This window comes from Isoptericola sp. NPDC019571, from assembly GCF_044389385.1.
GTDB classification, from domain to species: domain Bacteria; phylum Actinomycetota; class Actinomycetes; order Actinomycetales; family Cellulomonadaceae; genus Isoptericola; species Isoptericola nanjingensis.
Genome location: NZ_JBIRXZ010000013.1, coordinates 81,102 through 100,098 on the forward strand (window position 1 = coordinate 81,102; position 18,997 = coordinate 100,098).

Consider the following 18,997-nt stretch of genomic DNA (forward strand, 5'->3'; position numbering starts at 1 on the left):
CGGACCTGCCCAGGTAGTGCTCCCTCGCGGAATCTCGTACTACCTCGGCAGGTCCGGTACTACCTCGGCAGGTCCGGTACTACCTCGGCAGGTTCGGTACTACCTCGGCAGGTTCGGTACTACCTCGGCAGGTTCGGTACTACCTCGCGGGCTCGTACGACCTCGTGGAGGATGCCGTCCTCGTCGAGGGCGAGCGTGACGCGGCGCCGCCACGCCGGGTCCGGCGCGGGGAAGTCGGTGCGGAAGTGCCCGCCGCGGGACTCCTCGCGCACGCCGGCGGCGTGCACCAGCGCGCTGGCGACCTGGTGCACGGTGGTGGTCTCCCACTCGGCGACCTGCGGGTCGGCGACGACGTCGGTCGCGCGGTGGGCGTCCGTCCGGACACCGGCCAGCGCCTGCGCGGCGCGCTCCAGCGACTCGGCCGACCGCACCGGGCCCGCGCCGTCCGACGTCGCGCGCTGCACGCGCGAGCGCGCCGCCGCCGCGACGAGCGCCGCCCCGCCCGGACGCTCCTCGGGCTCGGGGGCCCGGCGCGGCCCTCCGTCCTCGACCTGCCGCACGACGTCGCGCGCGGCGCGGTGCGCGAAGACCAGGCCCTCGAGCAGCGAGTTGGAGGCCAGCCGGTTGGCGCCGTGCACGCCCGTGCACGCCACCTCCCCGACCGCGTACAGGCCGGGCACCGAGGTGCGGCCGCGCGGGTCGGTCACGACGCCGCCCGAGTGGTAGTGCTGCGCGGGCGCCACCGGCACCGGCTCCTCGGTCCAGTCGATGCCCTGCGCCAGCAGGCGGGCCGTGATGGTCGGGAAGCGGCGGCGCAGGAAGCCCGCCCCGAGGTGGCGGGCGTCGAGGAGCACGTGATCGGCGTTCGTCGCGGCCATCCGCCGCACGATGGCGTGCGCGACGACGTCCCGCGGCGCCAGCTCGGCCAGCTCGTGCTCGGCCGGCATGAAGCGGGCGCCGTCGACGTCGAGCAGCAGCGCGCCCTCGCCGCGCACCGCCTCGCTGATGAGCGGCAGCTGCCCCTTGGCGCCCATGCCCTGCCACAGCACGGTGGGGTGGAACTGGACGAACTCCAGGTCGCCCACGGCCGCGCCCGCGCGCAGCGCGGCGGCGATGCCGTCCCCCGTCGCGCCGGGCGGGTTGGTCGACGAGCGGAACACCTGGCCGATGCCGCCGGTCGCGAGCACCACGACCGGCGCCAGCGCGGCGCCGACGCCGTCGCGGCTGCCCGCGCCGCGCACGTGCAGCGTGACGCCGGCGACCGAGCGGCACCCGTCGCGGCCCGGGGCGCCGGTGAGGACGTCGAGCACGAGCGCGTTCTCGAGCACCTCGATGCCCGGGTCGTCGCGCACCGCCTCGATCTGCGCGACCAGGGCGCGGGAGATCTCGGCCCCGGTCGCGTCGCCGCCGGCGTGCGCGATGCGGTCGGCGCGGTGCCCGCCCTCGCGGGTGAGGGCGATGCCGCCGTCCGGGCCGACGTCGAACGACGTGCCGCGGGCCACGAGCTCGCGCACGCGGTCCGGGCCCTCCGTGACGAGCACGCGCACGGCCTCCGGGTCGCTGAGGCCGCCGCCGGCCGCCAAGGTGTCCGTGAGGTGGGCGTCGGGGGTGTCGTCGGGGTGCAGGGCCGCGGCGATGCCGCCCTGCGCCCACACCGTGGAGCCGGACGACAGGGCGCCCTTGGTGACCAGCAGCACGCGGGGCACGCGCGAGCGCAGCTCCAGCGCCGCGGTCAGCCCGGCGATGCCGGTGCCGACGACGATCGCGTCGGCGGCCGTCGTCCAGCCGGGGGCGGGGGCGGCGAGGGCGCGGGCCAGCCGCGGCCCGGTCACGGACGGTTCACCGGGGGCGTCACCGGACGGCCGCGAAGGGCACGCCGCTGGACTCCAGGCCGAAGCCGTCGGGCACCTGGCCCGGGTCGTCGTCGAGCTCGACGATCCGGTTCTCCGGGTCGACGAACACGACGGCCGGCGAGTAGGTGCGCGCGTCGGCGTCGGACAGCATCCCGTAGGCGATGACGATGACCGTGTCCCCCGGGTGCACCAGGTGCGCGGCCGCGCCGTTGATGCTCACCTGGCGGCCGCCGCGCTCGCCCGGGATGACGTAGGTCGTGAGGCGGGCGCCGTTGGTGACGTCCACCACGTCGACCTGCTGGCCCGGGTAGAGGTCGGCCGCGTCGAGGAGGTCGGCGTCGATGGTGATCGAGCCGACGTAGTGCAGGTCCGCCTGCGTCACCGTGGCGCGGTGGATCTTGCCGATCATCATCGGCCGCTGCAGGGAGGCAGGGCGGTTCGCGTGCTCAGTCACTGGCGTTCTCCTGGGGATCCGCGCTGGTGGCAGGGCTGCCGGCGAGGTCCACGGCCTGGTTGTCGATCAGTCGGGTGGCGCCCGTACGCGCCGCCACGAGGAGGAGGGCGGGGCCGCGGAAGTCCGCGGGCACCGGGTCCACGGTAGTCGGGTCGACGAGTGCGAGGTAATCCACCTCAACACCGGCTTCCGCCTCAAGGATTCCCGAGGCCGCCTCCACGACCGCCGTCGCACCCCCGCCGGCCGCGTCCGCGCCCGCGCGCAGGGCCCTCGAGAGCGCGAGCGCCGAGGCCCGCTCGTCGTCGGAGAGGTAGGCGTTGCGCGAGGACAGCGCGAGCCCGTCGGCGTCGCGCACGATCGGCACGCCGAGCACCTCGACGTCCACGTCCAGGTCGCGCACCATGCGGCGCACGGCCAACAGCTGCTGGGCGTCCTTCTCCCCGAACAGGGCGACGTCGGGGCGCGTCAGGTGCATGAGCTTGAGCACCACGGTGAGCACGCCGTCGAGGTGGCCGGGGCGCGTCTCGCCCTCCAGCACCTCGCCGACCCGGCCCGCCGACACCCGCACGATCGGGTCGCCGTCGGGATAGACGACGTCCGGGGTGGGCGCGAAGACGACGTCCGCGCCGACGCCCGCCAGCTTCGCGACGTCGCCGCCCAGGTCGCGCGGGTAGCGGTCCAGGTCCTCCCCCGCCCCGAACTGCAGCGGGTTGACGAAGATCGTCACGATCACCTGGCCGGTGGGGCCGGCCGCCTCGCGGGCCGCCCGCACCAGCTGCAGGTGCCCCTCGTGCAGGGCGCCCATGGTCATGACGACGGCGCGGCGGTCCGTCGGCTCCGGGCCGGACAGCGTCCATGCCCCCAGCGCGTCGTGCAGGTCCGCCCGGGAGCTCACGACGGCGGGCGTGTGCGGGGTGGTGGTCATCGGGGCTCCTGCGGGTCGTCGGGGTGGGACGCGGGCGGCGGCGCGAGGGCGTCGAGCAGCTCGCGCGCCGCGCGGTCGTCGATGCGGTGGGCCGCGAGCGCACGGCTCGTGGCACCGCGCGACAGCTCGGTGTACGACGCCGGCACGTCGGTGGCGCCCGTCCCGGCCGCCAGCGCCCGCAGGGCGTCGAGGTGCGTGCGCACCGTGCCGACGTCGCCGCGCGACACCGGGCCGGTGAGGGCCGTGATCGCCCCCGGGCCGTCGGCCACGTCGGCGGCGCGCGTCGCGCCGTCGAGCGCGGCGGACAGGAGCGGCGCGAGCGCGCGCCCCGGCTGCTCGACGCCGGCCGCCGCGAGCGCCTGGGCGGCCTGCGCCACCAGCACCACGAGGTGGTTCGCGCCGTGCGCGAGGGCCGCGTGGTAGAGCCCGCGGGCCTCCTCCGCGACGATCACCGGCTCCCCGCCGACCTCGACGACGAGCGCCTGGCCGATCGGCTGCACGGCCGCCGGCGCCGTGACCGCGAACGTGCAGCCCTCCAGCCGGTGCAGGTCGAGCGACGTGCCCGAGAACGTCATCGCCGGGTGCAGCGCCACCGGGATGGCACCGGCCTTCCGCGCCGGGTCGAGGACACCCACGCCGTACCGGCCGGACGTGTGGACGACGAGCTGCCCGGGCTGCCACGCGCCGAGCGCCGCCAGGCCGCTCACGACCTCCGCGAGCGCGTCGTCGGGCACCGCGAGCAGCACCATCTCGGCACGCTCCACGACGTCGGTCACCTCGAGGTGCGGCACGCCCGGCAGGAGTGTCGCGATCCGCTCCCGCGACTCCTCGCTGACGCCGCTCGCGCCCACCACCGTGTGGCCCGCCGCGCGCAGCGCGCTGCCGAGCACGGCGCCCACCCGGCCGGCGCCGACGACGCCGACGCCGAGGCGGCCGGGCCGCGCGGACGGCGGCGCGGAGTCCGGGCGGCCGCCGTCGGGCACGCTCACCCTCGCCCCTCCATCTGCGCCTCCGTCTGCCCCTCCATCCAGCGCTCCGGCCCCGCGTGGGCGCGGGCGGCGCGGGCCCGGGCGGACTGCTCGCCGAGCAGGCGCGCGGCCTCGTCCTCGGCGAGGTGGTGGACGGCCGGGCTGATCGGGCCGGGCGTCGAGTGCAGCACGAACGACGCGAGGCCGCGCCGGCGCTGCCACGGACCCTGCTCGATCCCGAGGGACTGGGTGCGCTCGTGCGGCACCACCTCGAGCGAGCGGACGAAGCGGCCCCCGCGCGCCAGCAGCGCGCGGCCCGTGACCGCGTAGCCGTTGCGGCGCCAGCTCCACGGGTCGAGCAGGCGGGCGCTGCGCGGGCTGGTGACGAACCAGCGGTCGGTGCGGGCGTCGCCGGTGAGGGCCTCGTCGAGCAGGGCCAGCGTGTCGTCGGGGTTCTCGACCTCGAGGTCGGGCAGCACCAGCCACAGCGCCGTGAGTGCCTCCTCGCGAGGCCCGACCGGCAGGAGCACGTGCTGCTGCTCGCCCTGCTGCTGGCCCTCGCCGCCGCCGTAGCCGGCCACGTTGACCTTGACGCGCCACCAGTCGGGCCCACGCCACAGCGGGCCCTGCGTGAGCGACACCGCCTGCACGCGGCCCGGCGGGATCGTCTGCGCACGGGTCTCCAGCAGGCCGTGGCGCAGCCGGATGCCGTCCGGCGACAGCGCGGCCCGGAAGCCGAACTCCCCCGCGAACCGCTGGAAGATGTAGCCGCCGACGCCGAGGATGGCGGGCAGCGCGGAGAACAGGATGCTCACCTCGCGGGTGACGGCGACGGCCACCCCGACGCCGACGAGCACCAGGACGCCGATCCACACCCCCGGCATCCGCAGCAGCGACTGCAGCAGGCGCGTCGCCGGCACCTCGTACACCTGGCGCTCGGGCGCCTCGGGCGCGACGCCGTCCTGCCCGTCGTCAGACGCGTGGGCTGCTCCGGCGGGCTGGGCGTCGGACGCGTCCCCGGGCGCCGACACGGTGTCGGACCCTGGGCGTGCTCCGGTGGGCCGTGCGTCGGACAGGTCGGTGCGACGGGCCGCCTTGACCCCGGCCGCGCGCGCGAGCAGGTCGGCACGCAGGCGCTGCGCGTCCGCCTCCTTGAGGAACCCGATGGCCACGCCCGAGTCGGAGCCGCCCGCCACCTCCAGGCGCAGCTCCGCCAGCCCGAACAGCCGCGCGAGCAGCGGCTGCCGCACGTCGATCGCCTGCAGCCGGTCGAGGCGGGCGTGCCGCTGCTGGCGGAACAGGATGCCCTTGCGCAGCCGCACGGCGTCGTCGTCCACCGCGTACGCCGTCATGCGCCAGGCCAGCGCCGCGTAGCCGAAGATGATCGCGACGAGCAGCACCAGCGCGAGGATCACCGCCCACCACAGGCTGCGGATCGAGTCGACCGCCCTGACCGCGTTCGACACGTCGTCGAGCACCTGCTGCCCGCCGATGACCAGGATCGCCACCACGGCCGCCCAGCCCCGCACGAACGGCGTGACCGGGTGCACGCGGCGCCACTCCTGCTCCTGCCCGGCCGGCTCGTGCGTCGGCGCGTGACCCGCCTCAGGGGCCCGCTCGGGGCTCGGCTCGCTCACAGGCCCGCCAGCCTCGCCTCGCCCCGCGCGGTGAGGCGGTCACGCAGGCGTTCGGCCTCGTCGGGCACGAGGCCGGGGATGTCCGCGTCGGTGCTGGCCGACGCGGTGTGCAGCTGCACCTTCGCGATGCCGAGCCTGCGGTCCAGCGGACCCGCCTCCACGTCCACGTACTGCATGCGGCCGTAGGGCACGACGACGAGCGTGCGGAACATGATGCCCTTGCGGATCAGCAGGTCGTCGTCGCGCTCCGCGTACCCGATCGCGCGGACCTGGCGCGGCACCAGAAGCAGCGCCCACACCAGCAGCGCGGCCGGCACCCCGGCGAGCAGCCAGAACCACGGCGAGACGAGGACGGCGAGCACCACGCCCGCGACGATCGGCACGGCCAGCGTCGCGGACGTCGAGATGAGGCGCGCCGGGACGAGCCGGGGCGACACGCCCTGCCAGGCGACGCCGGGCGGGTCGAAGGGACCGGTCTGCCGCGTGGTCGACGGGTCGGCGCCCGCGGGGATGCTGGTCATGGGTCCATCCTTCCATCCGGGGCCCCGCCGGCCACATCGTCCGACCGGCCCTTCCGCACCGTCTGGCGTCCGACCTCCGGACGACACCGGTATGTGCCGGTCACGACGGCAGGGGGTCCGCGTGCTCCTCGGTGTCGCCCCCGTCGGGGTCGTCGGACGGCGGCAGCTGGCAGAACTTCTCCACGACCAGCCCCACGACGCACAGCACCACGGCGCACGCCGCCGCGATGGCGGCGGCGACCGCCTGGTCGCGGCGGGCCTCGATCTGCAGCTGACCCAGGACGACGAGCACGCTCGCGACGTACCGCCCGGCGAGCAGGGCGCCGGTCAGCGCCCCCGCCTTGGCGAGCACGAACGTGCGGGCCGCGCGCATCGGGTCGAGGTCCGGGCGGTCGCCCTTCTGGTACGCGCGCACCGCCCAGCCCATCCAGAAGATGACGCCCGCCAGCGCGAGCATCGCGACGTCCTCCACCCACGCGACGGTGGGCAGGTAGACGCCGCGCGACTCGAGCAGCCGGAGCAGCCCGGCACCGCCGACCGCCACCACGGCGGCGACGGCGGCGAGGAGGCGGACGGAGGTGCGGCGCATCTCAGCGGCCGTCCTCCCCGAGCCGCTCCTGCGGGGCGGCGCGACCGGGCAGCGGGCCGGGGTGCGCGTCCGGCAGCGGGGCGAACGGGTCCGGGAAGGCGGGCAGGTCGGCGACGGGCGCGGGGGCCGGCGGCACCGGGTCGTGCCGCGGGGGCGGCGGGGCGAACGACGACGAGGCGGGCGCGGGGAACGGGCCCGTCGGGGCCGGGGGCACCGGGGCGTGCGGGGGCTCCGGGGCGTCGCCGCGCGGCTCCGCGGGGATCGGCGCGGGCGGCCCGACGGGTGCGAACGGGCGCGGCATGACCGGCTGGTCGGGGTCGGGGCCGAACGGGTCGGGCACGACGGCGCGCGCCCCCGGTGCGGGCGGGTCCTCCCGGCGCGGCTCCGGCACGGCAGCCGGCTCGACGACCGGGGGCTCGACGACGGGCGGCTCGGCCGCCGGGGGCACCGGCAGGTACGGCTCCGGCGCGTACTGCTCGGGCGCGTACTGCTCGGGCGCGTACTGCTGCTCCACGACCGGGCTGCCGCCCGACGCGGGCTCGGCGGGCTGTGCGGGCTCCGCGGGGTACGCCTCCGGCGCGTAGGCCTCAGGGGCGTAGGACTCCGGCGCGTACGACTCGGCGTAGGCCTCCGGCGCGTACGACGCCTGGGCCTCGTCGGCGGGGTCGTGCCCGGGCCGGTCGGCGGGCTGGTGGGCAGCCTGGTCGTCAGGCTGGTCGGCGGGCGCCGCCGGTGCGGACTGCGGCACCGGGGCGGACGGCGCCGCGTCGGCCGCCGCCGCGGAGACCTGACCGGTGCTCTGCGTCGGGCCGGTCAGCCAGTCGAGGGCGAGCCAGCGGATGCCGGCCCGGTCGGGGGCGGTCACCGCGAGCTGGCCGACCGGGCCGCCGCCGGGCCCGCCGAGCACCGCGTCCGGCGCCACCTCGGCCCACGGCACGAGCACGAAGGCCCGCTCCTTCGCGCGCGGGTGCGGCAGCTCGAGGTCGGGCGCCGTCACGACGAGCGACCCGTACTGCACGATGTCGACGTCGAGGGTCCGCGGTCCCCAGCGCTCCTCGCGGACGCGACCGTGCTGGGCCTCCACCTGCTGCGTGCTGCGCAGCAGGTCGCGCGGCGACAGGGTGGTCCGCACGACGAGCACCGCGTTGAGGTAGTCCGGCTGCTCCGGCCCCCCGACGGCGGCGGTGCGGGCGAGCGGCGAGACCTCCATGACCTGCACGCCCGGCAGGCGGTCCACGTCCGTCACGGCCTGGCGGAGCGTGACCTGCGCGTCCCCGAGGTTCGCCCCGAGCGCCAGCACGACGTCGACCGGCTCGGCGGGGGTGGCGTCCAGCGGGTCTGCCGGGGGCGGCGCGGGCGCCTCGGCGGGGGCCGCGGCATCGGCGGGCTCGACCGGCACCGCCGTGACCGGGGCCGGCGGCACGGGCGCGTGCGCCACCGCCGGCTCGAGCGGCGGGACGGGCACGGCCGCCGCGACGGGCACCGCCGCCTCGGCAGGCTCGGCGGCCGGGGCGGCGTCGACCACGGGCGTGCGAGCGCGGTCGCGACGCACGACGATCGCGACGTCGTCGAACGGGACCGGGATCGGCGCCTGCGGCTTGTGCACGCGCACGTCGACGGCCTGCACGGCCGCGTGGCTGAGCACGACGGCGGCGATCCGCTCGGCGACGGTCTCCACGAGGTCGGCCGGGGAGCCCGCGAGGACGTCGTGCACGTCCTGGGCGACGTCCGCGTAGCTCACGGTCTGACCGAGGTCGTCCGACGACGCGGCGGCCCGGGTGTCGAGGTGCAGCACGACGTCGGCGCTGAAGACCTGGCCGTCGGCGCGCTCGTGCGCGAGCACCCCGTGGTGCCCCGTCGCCGTGACGCCGGCGAGGCGGATCTGGTCGAGCGGCTGTCCGTCCGGTCCCGGTACGGCTGCGGCGAACGTCACGAGGGGCCCTCCTCATCAGCGGCGGTTCCTGCTCCGCCCACGGCGTGGGTGGGGTGTACCGGTGCGGTCATCCCGGCATCCAACACGTCGCGGGAGGCCGACGTCCAGGCGTCCGCGACCCGGACGGCGTCGGCGCTGGCGCGCACGGCGTGCACCCGCACCGCCCACGCGCCGGCGGCGGCGGACAGCGCGGAGATCGCGGCGGTGGCGTCGTCGCGCTCGAGGGGCGGCGCGGGCTCGTCGGCGGACAGGCCGCGCGTGCCCTCCAGCAGGTGCCCCAGGAAGCGCTTGCGCGAGGCGCCCACCAGCACCGGACGACCGAGGGAGCTCAGGGCGTCCAGATGCGCGAGGATCGGCCAGTTCAGCACCCCGGCCTTCGAGAAGCCCAGGCCCGGGTCGAGCACGAGCTGCTCCGGGTCCACCCCCACCGCGACCAGCGAGTCCATGCGCGTGGCGAGCTCGTCGCGCACCTCCGCGACGACGTCCTCGTACACCTCGAGGCTGTCCATGACGTCCGCGTGGCCGCGCCAGTGCATCGCGACGTACGCCACGCCCGTCTCCGCCACGACGTGCCCCATGCGGGGGTCCGCGTAGCTGCCCGACACGTCGTTGACGATCCGCGCCCCTGCCGCGACGGCCGCCTCGGCGACGGACGCGCGGGTCGTGTCCACCGACACGACGGCGCCGTGCGCGGCCAGCCGCTCGATGACGGGGACCACGCGGCGCAGCTCCTCCGCCTCGTCCACGCGGGCCGAGCCCGGCCGGGTCGACTCGCCGCCCACGTCCAGGATCTCGGCGCCCTCGGCCAGCAGGTCGAGGCCGTGCTGCACGCCCGCGTCGGCGTCGAACCACCGGCCGCCGTCGGAGAACGAGTCGGGCGTGATGTTCACGACGCCCATGACGAGGCACCGGCCCACGCCGGACAGCTCCGGGAGCCCGGCGACCACCGCGTCGCGCGGGTGCGCCGTCATGCCCGGGTCACCGTCCCGTGATGAGGCTCATGGCCTCGGCGCGCGTGGTCGCGTTCTGCATGATGCCGCGCACCGCCGACGTGACGGTCCGCGAGCCGGGCTTGCGCACCCCGCGCATCGACATGCACAGGTGCTCGCACTCCACCACCACGAGGACGCCGCGCGGCTCGAGGATGCGCACCAGCGCGTCCGCCACCTGCGTCGTCAGGCGCTCCTGCACCTGCGGGCGGCGGGCGTACACCTCGACGAGGCGCGCCAGCTTCGACAGACCCGTGATGCGACCGTCGGTGTTGGGGATGTAGCCCACGTGCGCGACGCCGTGGAACGGCACGAGGTGGTGCTCGCACGTCGAGTACACCTCGATGTCGCGGACCAGCACCATCTCCTCGTGGCCGATGTCGAAGGTCGTGGTGAGCACGTCCTCCGGCTCCTGGCGGAGCCCCGCGAAGATCTCCTGGTACGCGCGGGCCACGCGGGCCGGCGTCTCCTTGAGGCCCTCGCGGTCCGGGTCCTCGCCGACCGCGAGCAGCAGCTCGCGGACCGCGGCCTCCGCGCGGGCGGCGTCGTACGGCGGCACGTCGACGGGAGCCCGCATGCCCAGGTCCGTCACCGGGTCGGTCACCGGTTGTCCCCCGCCGCCGGCGGCTCGGTGTCGCTGCCGAGGCCGGGCCCGGCCTCCTGCAGGTCGTGCTCGTTGCCCACGATGGCGGCCTCGTCCTGAGGCACGACGGCCTGACCGTTGCCGTTGGACGCGGCGCGCTCGGCGTCCGTCATGATCGGGCCGCGCGTGTGCACCGTGCGCTGCTCGCTGGACAGCCACACGTCGCGCGGCTCGCGCTTGACGACGGGGGCGAAGACCTCGGCGAGCTCCGCCTGGTTGAGCGTCTCCTTCTCCAGCAGGCGCAGCACCAGGTCGTCGAGCACGTCGCGGTACTGGGTGAGCACCTGCCACGCCTCGTCGTGCGCCGCCTCGACGAGCTTGCGCACCTCGTGGTCGACGGTGCCGGCGACGGCCTCGGAGTAGTCGCGCTGGTGGCCCATGTCGCGGCCCAGGAACGGCTCGCCGGACCCGCTGCCGAGCTTGATCGCGCCGACCTTCTCGCTCATGCCGTACTCGGTGACCATCTTGCGCGCGGTCGCCGTGGCCTTCTCGATGTCGTTGCTCGCGCCCGTGGTCGGGTCGTGGAAGACGATCTCCTCGGCCACGCGGCCGCCCATCGCGTACGCGAGCTGGTCGAGCAGCTCGTTGCGGGTGGTGGAGTACTTGTCCTCCATCGGCATCACCATCGTGTAGCCGAGGGCCCGGCCGCGCGGCAGGATCGTCACCTTGGTGACGGGGTCCGTGTAGCGCATCGCCGCCGCGACCAGGGCGTGCCCGCCCTCGTGGTACGCGGTGATCTTCTGCTCCTTGACCTTCATCACGCGGGTACGCTTCTGCGGGCCGGCGATGACGCGGTCGATGGCCTCGTCCAGCGCACGGTCGTCGATCAGCTGGGCGCCGCTGCGCGCGGTGAGCAGCGCGGCCTCGTTGAGGACGTTCGCCAGGTCCGCACCGGTGAAGCCGGGCGTGCGGCGCGCGACGACGGCCAGGTCGATGCTCTCGACCATCGGCTTGCCCTGCGCGTGCACCTTGAGGATGTGCTCGCGGCCCTTGAGGTCGGGGGCCTCGACGGCCACCTGGCGGTCGAAGCGGCCGGGCCGCAGCAGCGCCGGGTCGAGGATGTCGGGCCGGTTGGTGGCGGCGATGAGGATGACGTTCGTCTTGACGTCGAAGCCGTCCATCTCGACGAGCATCTGGTTCAGGGTCTGCTCGCGCTCGTCGTGCCCGCCGCCCATGCCGGCACCGCGGTGGCGGCCGACGGCGTCGATCTCGTCGACGAAGATGATCGCGGGCGAGTTGTTCTTCGCCTGCTCGAACAGGTCGCGCACACGGGAGGCGCCGACGCCGACGAACATCTCGACGAAGTCCGAGCCGGAGATCGAGTAGAACGGCACCCCGGCCTCGCCGGCGACGGCGCGCGCGAGGAGAGTCTTGCCGGTTCCGGGCGGGCCGTACAGCAGCACGCCCTTGGGGATCTTGGCGCCCACGGCCTGGAACTTCGCCGGGTCCTCGAGGAACTCCTTGATCTCGTGGAGCTCCTCGACCGCCTCGTCCACGCCCGCGACGTCGGCGAAGGTCACCTGCGGCATGTCCTTGCTGATCAGCTTGGCCTTGGACTTGCCGAAGCCCATGACGCCGTTGCGGCCGCCGCCCTGCGCCCTCGACAGGATGAACCAGAACACGACGCCGATGAGCAGGAACGGGATGAGGAACCCGAGGATCGAGCTCCAGAAGCTGGGCTGCGGGTTCTCGGAGTCGAAGCCCTTCGGGGGGTCCGCCTTCTCGACGGCCGTCGCGACGGTGTCGCCCTGCGGTTCGACGTAGAAGAACTCGACCTTCGTGCCGTGGTCCTGCTCGCTCTCGGTGCCCGCGCCGGTGACGTACTTCTCGCTCAGTTCCAGCTCGACGCGCTGCTCCCCGTCCACGACGAGGGCGTGGTCGACCGTGTCGCCGGCGAGCAGCTCGAGCCCCTGGGAGGTCTCGATCCGCGACACCCGATCGGTGTTGAACGCGCTGAAGGCCAGCGAGACGAGCAGCAGGCCGACCACGATCCAGATGATCGGGCCGCTCAGGATCTTCTTGATGTTCATCGGCGACGGGGACGGTTCCCCGCTTCCCTTCCGTCGGGCAACGTGTGGTTCACGACGCTACACGCCGAGTGTGGACGAACCGTGGGTGTTCGCCCAGGGCGCGACGGCGCTCGTCAGGAGTAGACGTGGGGCGCGAGCGTGCCGACGAACGGCAGGTTGCGGTACTTCTCGGCGTAGTCGAGGCCGTAGCCGACGACGAACTCGTTCGGGATGTCGAAGCCGACGTAGCGCACGTCGACGTCCACCTTCGCGGCGTCGGGCTTGCGGAGCATGGTGGCGATCGCCACCGACGCCGGGCCGCGGGACCGCAGGTTCGCGACGAGCCACGAGAGCGTGAGCCCGGAGTCGATGACGTCCTCGACGATGAGCACGTTGCGGCCCGTGAGGTCGGCGTCGAGGTCCTTGAGGATGCGCACGACGCCGGACGACTTGGTGCCCGACCCGTACGAGGACACCGCCATCCAGTCCATCTGCACCGGGTGGTGCAGGCGGCGCGCGAGGTCCGCCATGACCATGACGGCGCCCTTGAGCACGCCGACGAGCAGCAGGTCCTGGCCCGCGTAGTCCGCGTCGATCCGTGCGGCGATCTCGTCGAGCTTGCTGCCGATCTGCTCCTCGGTGAGCAGGATGTTGGCGAGGTCGCCTTCGACGTCCGACTGGTCCACGGTCACTCCTCGAGGGGCGGGGTTGGGGCTGGGGGGTGCGCCGCCCCGGCGGGGTGCGGCTCGGCGGGGCGCAGGTAGAGCCTGCCACACGCGCGGAGCGCTCGGGCGTCGCCCGGCAGGTGGACGTCTCCCTGCCCACGCCACGAGACGACGAGCGCGTCCAGCGCGTCCACGTGCCGCGCCGTCGTCGCTCCGGGTGGGCAGCCGACGGCCAGCGCCGCCGACCGCAGGGCACGACGACGCAGCGCGGCGTGCGCCTCCGCGAGGGGGCCGACGTCGAGCACCAGGGTGCGGTCAGAGGCCTGGTGCGCCCCGGTGGGCTGGACGTCCGACAGCTCGCCGGTGGGGAGGGTGGCCGCGGCGAGCAGGTCGGCGGCCAGGGCGTCGAGCGCGTCGGCGTCGGCGCGCAGCTGGCCGGCGGTGCGCGCGAGCGACTCGACGACGCCCGGCCCCAGCGCGTCCTCCAGCACCGGCACGACGGCGGCACGCACCCGCGTGCGGGCGGGCACGGCGGCGCCGCCCTCGCCGTCGACGCCCTCCGCGCCGTCGGGCATCAGGTTGGTGGGGTCGGTCCAGAAGTCCACGCCGACGGCGGCGCACACCGCCTCGGTCTGCGCACGGCGCAGGCCGAGGAACGGCCGGCGGTAGCGGCCCCGGCGCCGGGGCATCCCCGCCAGCGACCGCGCCCCGCTCCCCCGCGCCAGCCCGAGCAGCACGGACTCCGCCTGGTCGTCGAGCGTGTGGCCGAGCAGGACGGCGACGGCCCCGGTCTCGTCGGCCACGCCGTCGAGCGCGGCGTACCGGGCGGCGCGGGCGGCACCCTCCGGGCCGTCCGCGCCCGGGCCGGCGTCCACCCGGACCCGACGCACCAGCACCGGGTCGAGGCCGAGGTCGCGGCAGCGCGCGGCCGCCGTGGCCGCCACCACGTCCGAGCCCTCCTGCATCCCGTGGTCCACGACGACCGCCCCGACCCGCACCGCGAACCCCGCCGAGCGCACCGACCGGCCCACCCGCGGCGCCTCGAGCGCCGCGGCCGCCGCCAGCGCGAGGCTGTCCGCGCCGCCGGAGCACGCGACGAGCACCAGGTCGCCCGCCGCCAGCCCGCGGTCGCGCGCGAGGTCCGCCAGCTCGGCCCGCACGGCCGCGCGGGCCGCCGCGAGCGCCGGGTCGACGCGGGCCATGTCGTCCGCCCGTCGTCAGCCGTGCACGCGGCGCACCCAGGCGCGCGGGTCGGCGATCTCGCGGGCGGACGGCAGGAACCCGGGCCCCGACCAGACGGCGTTGAGCCCGTCCCGCCCGACCCGCTCCTCGACGGCCCGCACGAACGCGGCGCCGTCGCGGTACTGCGCGAGCTTGGCGTCCATGCCGAGCACGCGCCGCAGCACGACGTCCAGCGCGGGCGCCCCCTCGCCGTCGCGCCGCTTCTCGAACCGGGCGCGGATGGTGCGCACGGAGCGCACGACGCGCGGCCCGACGGCGTCCATCATCACGTCGGCGTGCCCCTCGAGCAGGGCCATGACGGCGGTGATCTCCTCGAGCTCGCGCCGCTGCTCGGGTCCGAGGATGCCGTCGAGCGGCGTGACGAGCTCGCCGCGCACCGCCCGCAGCACGGTGCGGCCGACCACCGCGGCCTTCTCCCGCAGCGGGGCGTGCGCCATCGCGACCGAGCCGCGGGTGACGCCGCTCATCAGGTCGCCGACGCGCCCCACCAGGTGGTCGGCGAGCCACGGCGCCGCGGCGAACTGGAGGGCGTGCGTCTGCTCGTGCAGGCACACCCACAGGCGGAAGTCCCCGGGGCGCAGCCCGAGCGCCCGCTCGACCTGCAGCACGTTCGGCGCTACGAGGAGCAGCCGGCCGTGACCGGGGGCGTGGCCGGCACCGTACGGGTCGAACTGCCCGAGCACGCGGCCCGACAGCAGCGCGAGCAGGCCTCCGACCTCCGCCGCCCCGGCCAGCCGCGCCGCCGACGACGTGGCCGGCATCTCCCCGGCAAGCACCGCCATCACGGGGTCGGTCATGGCCCGCATCGACTGCGCGTTGGCGCGGGCCCAGCCGGCCCGGTCCACCACGTGCACGTCGCCGAGCACGCCCTCCACGCGCGGCGTCGCCGGCGTCATGCCCGTGACCTCCAGCACGTGCCCGACGGCGTCCCCGGCCGCGGAGCGCAGCCCGGCGACCAGGGCGTCGAGGTCGTCGCGGGGGGCCGTGGCGCCCGGGCGCGCGAGCCGCCCGGCGATCTGCGCCGCCGCCGTCCAGTCCAGCAGGGGCTCGGCGGCGGGGGCTGGCGTGGTCACGGGACCACGGTAACCATCGCCGGGCGTACCGCCGGCGTCGACGGGGCCTACCGGCAGCCGCAGTCGGCGAGCTTCCCCGCGAAGTCGTCGAAGATCACCCGCGCGCCGGCGGAACCGCCCTCGGGCACCTTGTCCGCGAGCGTCACGAACACCAGGAGCCGGTCGTCGGCCGTGACGACGGTGCCGGCCAGGCCCGTGACCTTCGGCAGGCTCCCCGTCTTGCCGTTGACGTAGCCGCGGCCGGGGTTCGACGTCGGGTAGCGGTCGTGCAGGGTGCCGTTCAGGCCCGCGACGGCGAGGCCGTCGGCGACGTCGCGCAGCTCGGGGTGGTCGGGGTCCACGGCGAGCGTCAGCACCGCGGCGAGCTGGCTGGGCGTCGCCCGCGACCCGCGACCCAGCCCGGACAGGTCCACGAGCCTGGCGCCGTCCATGTCGACGCCGAGCTCCTCGACCTGCGCGGTCACGGCCTCGATCGCCGCCGTGCCGGTGCCGGGCTCGCCGGCGTCGAGCGCCACGATGCGGCCCACGACCTCCGTGATGGTGTTGTCCGAGCGGCGCAGCATGTCGCCGACGACGTCGCGCAGCGGCGCGGACTCCACCCGGCCGACCTCGCGCGCCGACGACGGCGCCTCCTCGCGGGAGACCTCGCCGCGCACGGCGACGCCCCGCTTCTCCAACGCCTTCGCGAACGTGCGTGCGGCCGCCATCGCCGGATCCTTCTCGCGCGGCGCGTACTCCTCGTCCGTGGTGCGTGCGACGTCGACGGCGAGGGCGGCGACCGGGGCGGTGTAGCCGTCCCTGACGTCCGCGGCGGGCACGTCGGCGGGCACGGCCGGGCCCGAGAACAGCGTGTCGTCCAGGCCGAGGGTCACCGTGTCCTGCCCGGCGTCCAGCACCTGCGCGGCCACCTGGTCCGCGAGGTCGCCCAGTCCGGCACGGCCGTTCACCGCGTCGGGGTCGCCGGAGCCGGCCGCGAGCATCATGTCGCCGCCGCCCACCAGCACGAGGCGCGTCTCGTCGTCGAGCACCGCCGTCGTCGGGAGCGTCGTGTCGCCGCCCGGGCCGGCGAGCGCGGCCACGGCCGTGAAGAGCTTCTGCGTGGAGGCGGGGATCATCGGCCGGTCCGGGGCGGCCGCGCCGAGCGTCTCGCCGGACGCGGCGTCGACGACGACGGCGCCGACCCGCTTGCCCAGGCGGTCGTCCTTCGTCAGCCCGGTGACGAGCTTGCCGACGGCGGACGCCGCGGGCTCCGGCGCGTCGGAGGGCAGGTCGGGCAGCGAGCGCTCGGGGGTCGGGCCGGTGGTGGCGCCGGGTGCCGTCGGGAAGGGGGCCGCCGGTGCGGGCGGGGGCGCCGTGGTGAGCATGCCCGGGACGACGTCGAGGGCGTCCGCCACGAGATAGCCGCTGAAGAGCACGACCACTGTCGTGACGGTGGCGCCGACGCTGGCCCGCCACCCCATGTCGTCCTCCCGCGCCCCGTGAGTCGTCCGTGAGTCGTCCGGGAGCCGTCCGTGAGCATCGTCACAGCCCGGACCCCGTGGCGCGCTCCGTGCGTATCTTCCCACGTCCGTCCGCGGTTCGACGCCGCCGCACCGGACCGGGCGGGCGTGCCCGCGCATGGCACACTTTGACAGGGCGTCCGCACCGAGCATGCCCGCAGCGAGCATGTCCGAAGCATCTCCCGAGCACGTCCCGAGCATGGAGGAACAGTGGAGTTCGACGTCACGATCGAGATCCCGAAGGGCCAGCGGAACAAGTACGAGGTCGACCACGAGACCGGTCGCATCCGCCTCGACCGCATGCTCTTCACCTCGACCCGCTACCCGGACGACTACGGGTTCATCGAGGGCACCCTCGGCGAGGACGGCGACCCGCTGGACGCGCTCGTGCTGCTGGAGGAGCCCACGTTCCCCGGCTGCCTGATCCGCTGCCGCGCGCTCGGCATGTTCCGCATGCGCGACGAGGCCGGCGGCGACGACAAGGTGCTCTGCGTGCCGCTCGGTGACCAGCGCGCCGCGTGGCGGCAGGACATCGACGACGTCTCCGACTTCCACCGCCTGGAGATCCAGCACTTCTTCGAGGTCTACAAGGACCTCGAGCCCGGCAAGTCCGTCGAGGGCGCCCACTGGGTGGGCCGCGCCGACGCCGAGGCCGAGATCGAGCGCTCCTTCCAGCGCGCCAAGGACACCGGCTACTACGACGGTCACTGACCGCCCGGACCCTCGACGGCGCCGCACCCCACCGGGGGTGCGGCGCCGCCGTCGTCCCCGGACCGTGCGGAGGCGTCTACCGTGAACCCATGCGTGCAGCCGTCATCCACGGGCCCCGCGACGTCCGCGTCGAGGACCGCCCGGACCCGAAGATCCTCACCCCGGGCGACGCGGTGGTCCGCGTCGTCGCCGCCTGCGTGTGCGGCTCCGACCTGTGGCCGTACCGCGGCGTCACGACCGTGAAGCGGCCGCGCCCCATCGGCCACGAGCTGGTGGGCGTGGTCGAGGAGCTCGGCGCCGACGTGACGTCGGCGCGGGTCGGCGACTTCGTGATCCTGCCGTTCACCATGAGCTGCGGCGAGTGCCAGGCCTGCCGGGCGGGCTACCCCGCGGCCTGCGACCTCGTCACCGGCTTCGGCTCCACCGACCGCTGGGGGAACCCGGTCGACGGCGCCCAGGGCGAGCGCGTGCGCATCCCGCTCGCGCAGCACTCCCTCTTCCCCGTGGGCCGGCCGGAGGCCGAGCTCGAGGCCGCGGGGCTGGTGCCGCACCTGCTCACCCTCGCCGACGTCATGTCCACCGGGTACCACGCGGCGTTCTCCGCGGGCGTCTCCGCGGGCGACACCGTCGTCGTGGTCGGCGACGGCGCCGTCGGGCTGTCCGGCGTGATCGGCGCGCGCCTCCTGGGCGCGGAGCGGATCGTCGCCATGAGCCGCCACGACGACCGGGCCGCCCTGGCCCGCGAGTTCGGCGCCACCGACGTCGTCGCCGAGCGCGGCGAGGAGGGCCTCGCGGCCGTCCGCGACCTGCTCGGCGGCGACCTGGCGGACGCGGCGCTCGAGTGCGTCGGCACCAAGCAGTCGATGGACACCGCGCTCGACGTCGTGCGCGGCGGCGGCCGCGTCGGCTTCGTCGGGGTCCCGAACGGCGGCCCCGAGCTGAGCGTGCGGCGCCTGTTCGACCGCAACGTCACCATCGGCGGCGGTATGGCGTCCGCCCGCCGTTACATGGAGACGCTGCTGCCCGAGGTCCTGTCCGGGGCGATCGTGCCCGGCAAGGTCTTCGACCTGGAGCTGCCGCTCGCCGACGTCGCCGAGGCCTACGCCGCGATGGACGAGCGCCGCGCCACCAAGGTGCTGCTGCGCCCCTGACCCCACCGTTGTGAGCGGGGGGGGGGGGGGCCGGGCGGGCCGGGGGGGGGGGCCCCCCCCCGCCCCCCCCCCCCCGGGGGGGGGGGGGCCCGGCCGCCCCCCCCCCCCCCGCGGGGGGGGGGGCCGGGGGGCGGG

General features: G+C 75.8%; 17 protein-coding genes. 2 read left to right on the forward strand and 15 right to left on the reverse strand.

Annotated features, from left to right (window positions below; translation table 11 throughout):
* Positions 1-119 precede the first annotated feature (119 nt).
* From ACH443_RS19435 to dacB, 15 genes are all read right to left on the reverse strand, one after another.
* On the reverse strand, positions 120-1,832 hold the full coding sequence (locus ACH443_RS19435) for an L-aspartate oxidase (protein ID WP_429766785.1): 1,713 nt from the start codon (positions 1,830-1,832) through the stop codon (positions 120-122).
* Positions 1,833-1,851: 19 nt separating this feature from the next.
* Positions 1,852-2,265 carry an aspartate 1-decarboxylase gene (panD, locus tag ACH443_RS19440; protein WP_429766833.1) on the reverse strand — a complete coding sequence of 138 codons (414 nt, stop codon included), beginning with the start codon at positions 2,263-2,265 and terminating at the stop codon, positions 1,852-1,854.
* Positions 2,266-2,299: 34 nt separating this feature from the next.
* Complete coding sequence (gene panC, locus ACH443_RS19445) at positions 2,300-3,232, reverse strand: pantoate--beta-alanine ligase (RefSeq protein ID WP_430557472.1); 933 nt, start codon at positions 3,230-3,232, stop codon at positions 2,300-2,302.
* Positions 3,229-4,221, reverse strand: coding sequence for a Rossmann-like and DUF2520 domain-containing protein (locus ACH443_RS19450; RefSeq protein WP_430591233.1), 993 nt, complete (start codon positions 4,219-4,221; stop codon positions 3,229-3,231). Before ACH443_RS19450 ends, panC begins: the two co-directional genes overlap by 4 nt.
* Positions 4,218-5,837, reverse strand: a complete 1,620-nt coding sequence (locus ACH443_RS19455; protein ID WP_430557474.1) for a PH domain-containing protein — start codon at positions 5,835-5,837, stop codon at positions 4,218-4,220. Before ACH443_RS19455 ends, ACH443_RS19450 begins: the two co-directional genes overlap by 4 nt.
* The gene (locus ACH443_RS19460) at positions 5,834-6,358 is read right to left on the reverse strand and encodes a PH domain-containing protein (protein ID WP_429766780.1); all 525 of its coding nucleotides are present in this window, start codon (positions 6,356-6,358) and stop codon (positions 5,834-5,836) included. Before ACH443_RS19460 ends, ACH443_RS19455 begins: the two co-directional genes overlap by 4 nt.
* Before the next feature lie 100 nt (positions 6,359-6,458).
* Positions 6,459-6,947, reverse strand: coding sequence for a DUF3180 domain-containing protein (locus ACH443_RS19465; protein ID WP_429766779.1), 489 nt, complete (start codon positions 6,945-6,947; stop codon positions 6,459-6,461).
* A gap of 1 nt (position 6,948) precedes the next feature.
* Positions 6,949-8,880 (reverse strand): 2-amino-4-hydroxy-6-hydroxymethyldihydropteridine diphosphokinase, encoded by a 1,932-nt coding sequence (gene folK, locus ACH443_RS19470; protein ID WP_430591234.1) that lies wholly within the window; start codon positions 8,878-8,880, stop codon positions 6,949-6,951.
* Positions 8,877-9,851 carry a dihydropteroate synthase gene (gene folP, locus ACH443_RS19475; RefSeq protein ID WP_430591235.1) on the reverse strand — a complete coding sequence of 325 codons (975 nt, stop codon included), beginning with the start codon at positions 9,849-9,851 and terminating at the stop codon, positions 8,877-8,879. The genes folK and folP overlap by 4 nt, the downstream gene beginning before the upstream one ends.
* 7 nt (positions 9,852-9,858) lie before the next feature.
* Positions 9,859-10,446 carry a GTP cyclohydrolase I FolE gene (gene folE / locus ACH443_RS19480; protein ID WP_429766830.1) on the reverse strand — a complete coding sequence of 196 codons (588 nt, stop codon included), beginning with the start codon at positions 10,444-10,446 and terminating at the stop codon, positions 9,859-9,861.
* Between the two features lie 23 nt (positions 10,447-10,469).
* The gene (gene ftsH, locus ACH443_RS19485) at positions 10,470-12,542 is read right to left on the reverse strand and encodes an ATP-dependent zinc metalloprotease FtsH (RefSeq protein WP_429766773.1); all 2,073 of its coding nucleotides are present in this window, start codon (positions 12,540-12,542) and stop codon (positions 10,470-10,472) included.
* Between the two features lie 113 nt (positions 12,543-12,655).
* Positions 12,656-13,207: a hypoxanthine phosphoribosyltransferase gene (gene hpt / locus ACH443_RS19490; RefSeq protein ID WP_430591236.1), complete on the reverse strand. Its 552-nt coding sequence runs from the start codon at positions 13,205-13,207 to the stop codon at positions 12,656-12,658.
* Between the two features lie 2 nt (positions 13,208-13,209).
* Positions 13,210-14,388, reverse strand: coding sequence for a tRNA lysidine(34) synthetase TilS (gene tilS / locus ACH443_RS19495; RefSeq protein ID WP_430591237.1), 1,179 nt, complete (start codon positions 14,386-14,388; stop codon positions 13,210-13,212).
* Positions 14,389-14,403: 15 nt separating this feature from the next.
* On the reverse strand, positions 14,404-15,501 hold the full coding sequence (locus ACH443_RS19500; RefSeq protein WP_430591238.1) for a zinc-dependent metalloprotease: 1,098 nt from the start codon (positions 15,499-15,501) through the stop codon (positions 14,404-14,406).
* A gap of 47 nt (positions 15,502-15,548) precedes the next feature.
* Positions 15,549-16,961 (reverse strand): D-alanyl-D-alanine carboxypeptidase/D-alanyl-D-alanine-endopeptidase, encoded by a 1,413-nt coding sequence (gene dacB / locus ACH443_RS19505; RefSeq protein WP_430591239.1) that lies wholly within the window; start codon positions 16,959-16,961, stop codon positions 15,549-15,551.
* A gap of 249 nt (positions 16,962-17,210) precedes the next feature.
* Between dacB and ACH443_RS19510 the strand changes: the two genes are divergently transcribed.
* Together ACH443_RS19510 and ACH443_RS19515 are read left to right on the forward strand one after the other, a co-directional pair.
* A complete protein-coding gene (locus ACH443_RS19510) occupies positions 17,211-17,711 on the forward strand; it encodes an inorganic diphosphatase (RefSeq protein ID WP_416344998.1) in 501 nt (166 codons plus the stop codon).
* A gap of 89 nt (positions 17,712-17,800) precedes the next feature.
* Positions 17,801-18,862 carry a zinc-binding dehydrogenase gene (locus ACH443_RS19515; RefSeq protein ID WP_430557480.1) on the forward strand — a complete coding sequence of 354 codons (1,062 nt, stop codon included), beginning with the start codon at positions 17,801-17,803 and terminating at the stop codon, positions 18,860-18,862.
* The last annotated feature ends 135 nt before the right edge of the window (positions 18,863-18,997 follow it).

Coding starts and splice junctions, on each gene's coding strand:
- panD (WP_429766833.1), bottom strand. CDS start 2,265: ATGATGATCGGCAAGATCCACCGCGCCACGGTGACGCAGGCGGACCTG.
- panC (WP_430557472.1), bottom strand. CDS start 3,232: ATGACCACCACCCCGCACACGCCCGCCGTCGTGAGCTCCCGGGCGGAC.
- ACH443_RS19460 (WP_429766780.1), bottom strand. CDS start 6,358: ATGACCAGCATCCCCGCGGGCGCCGACCCGTCGACCACGCGGCAGACC.
- ACH443_RS19465 (WP_429766779.1), bottom strand. CDS start 6,947: ATGCGCCGCACCTCCGTCCGCCTCCTCGCCGCCGTCGCCGCCGTGGTG.
- folP (WP_430591235.1), bottom strand. CDS start 9,851: ATGACGGCGCACCCGCGCGACGCGGTGGTCGCCGGGCTCCCGGAGCTG.
- folE (WP_429766830.1), bottom strand. CDS start 10,446: ATGCGGGCTCCCGTCGACGTGCCGCCGTACGACGCCGCCCGCGCGGAG.
- ftsH (WP_429766773.1), bottom strand. CDS start 12,542: ATGAACATCAAGAAGATCCTGAGCGGCCCGATCATCTGGATCGTGGTC.
- tilS (WP_430591237.1), bottom strand. CDS start 14,388: ATGGCCCGCGTCGACCCGGCGCTCGCGGCGGCCCGCGCGGCCGTGCGG.
- dacB (WP_430591239.1), bottom strand. CDS start 16,961: ATGGGGTGGCGGGCCAGCGTCGGCGCCACCGTCACGACAGTGGTCGTG.
- ACH443_RS19515 (WP_430557480.1), top strand. CDS start 17,801: ATGCGTGCAGCCGTCATCCACGGGCCCCGCGACGTCCGCGTCGAGGAC.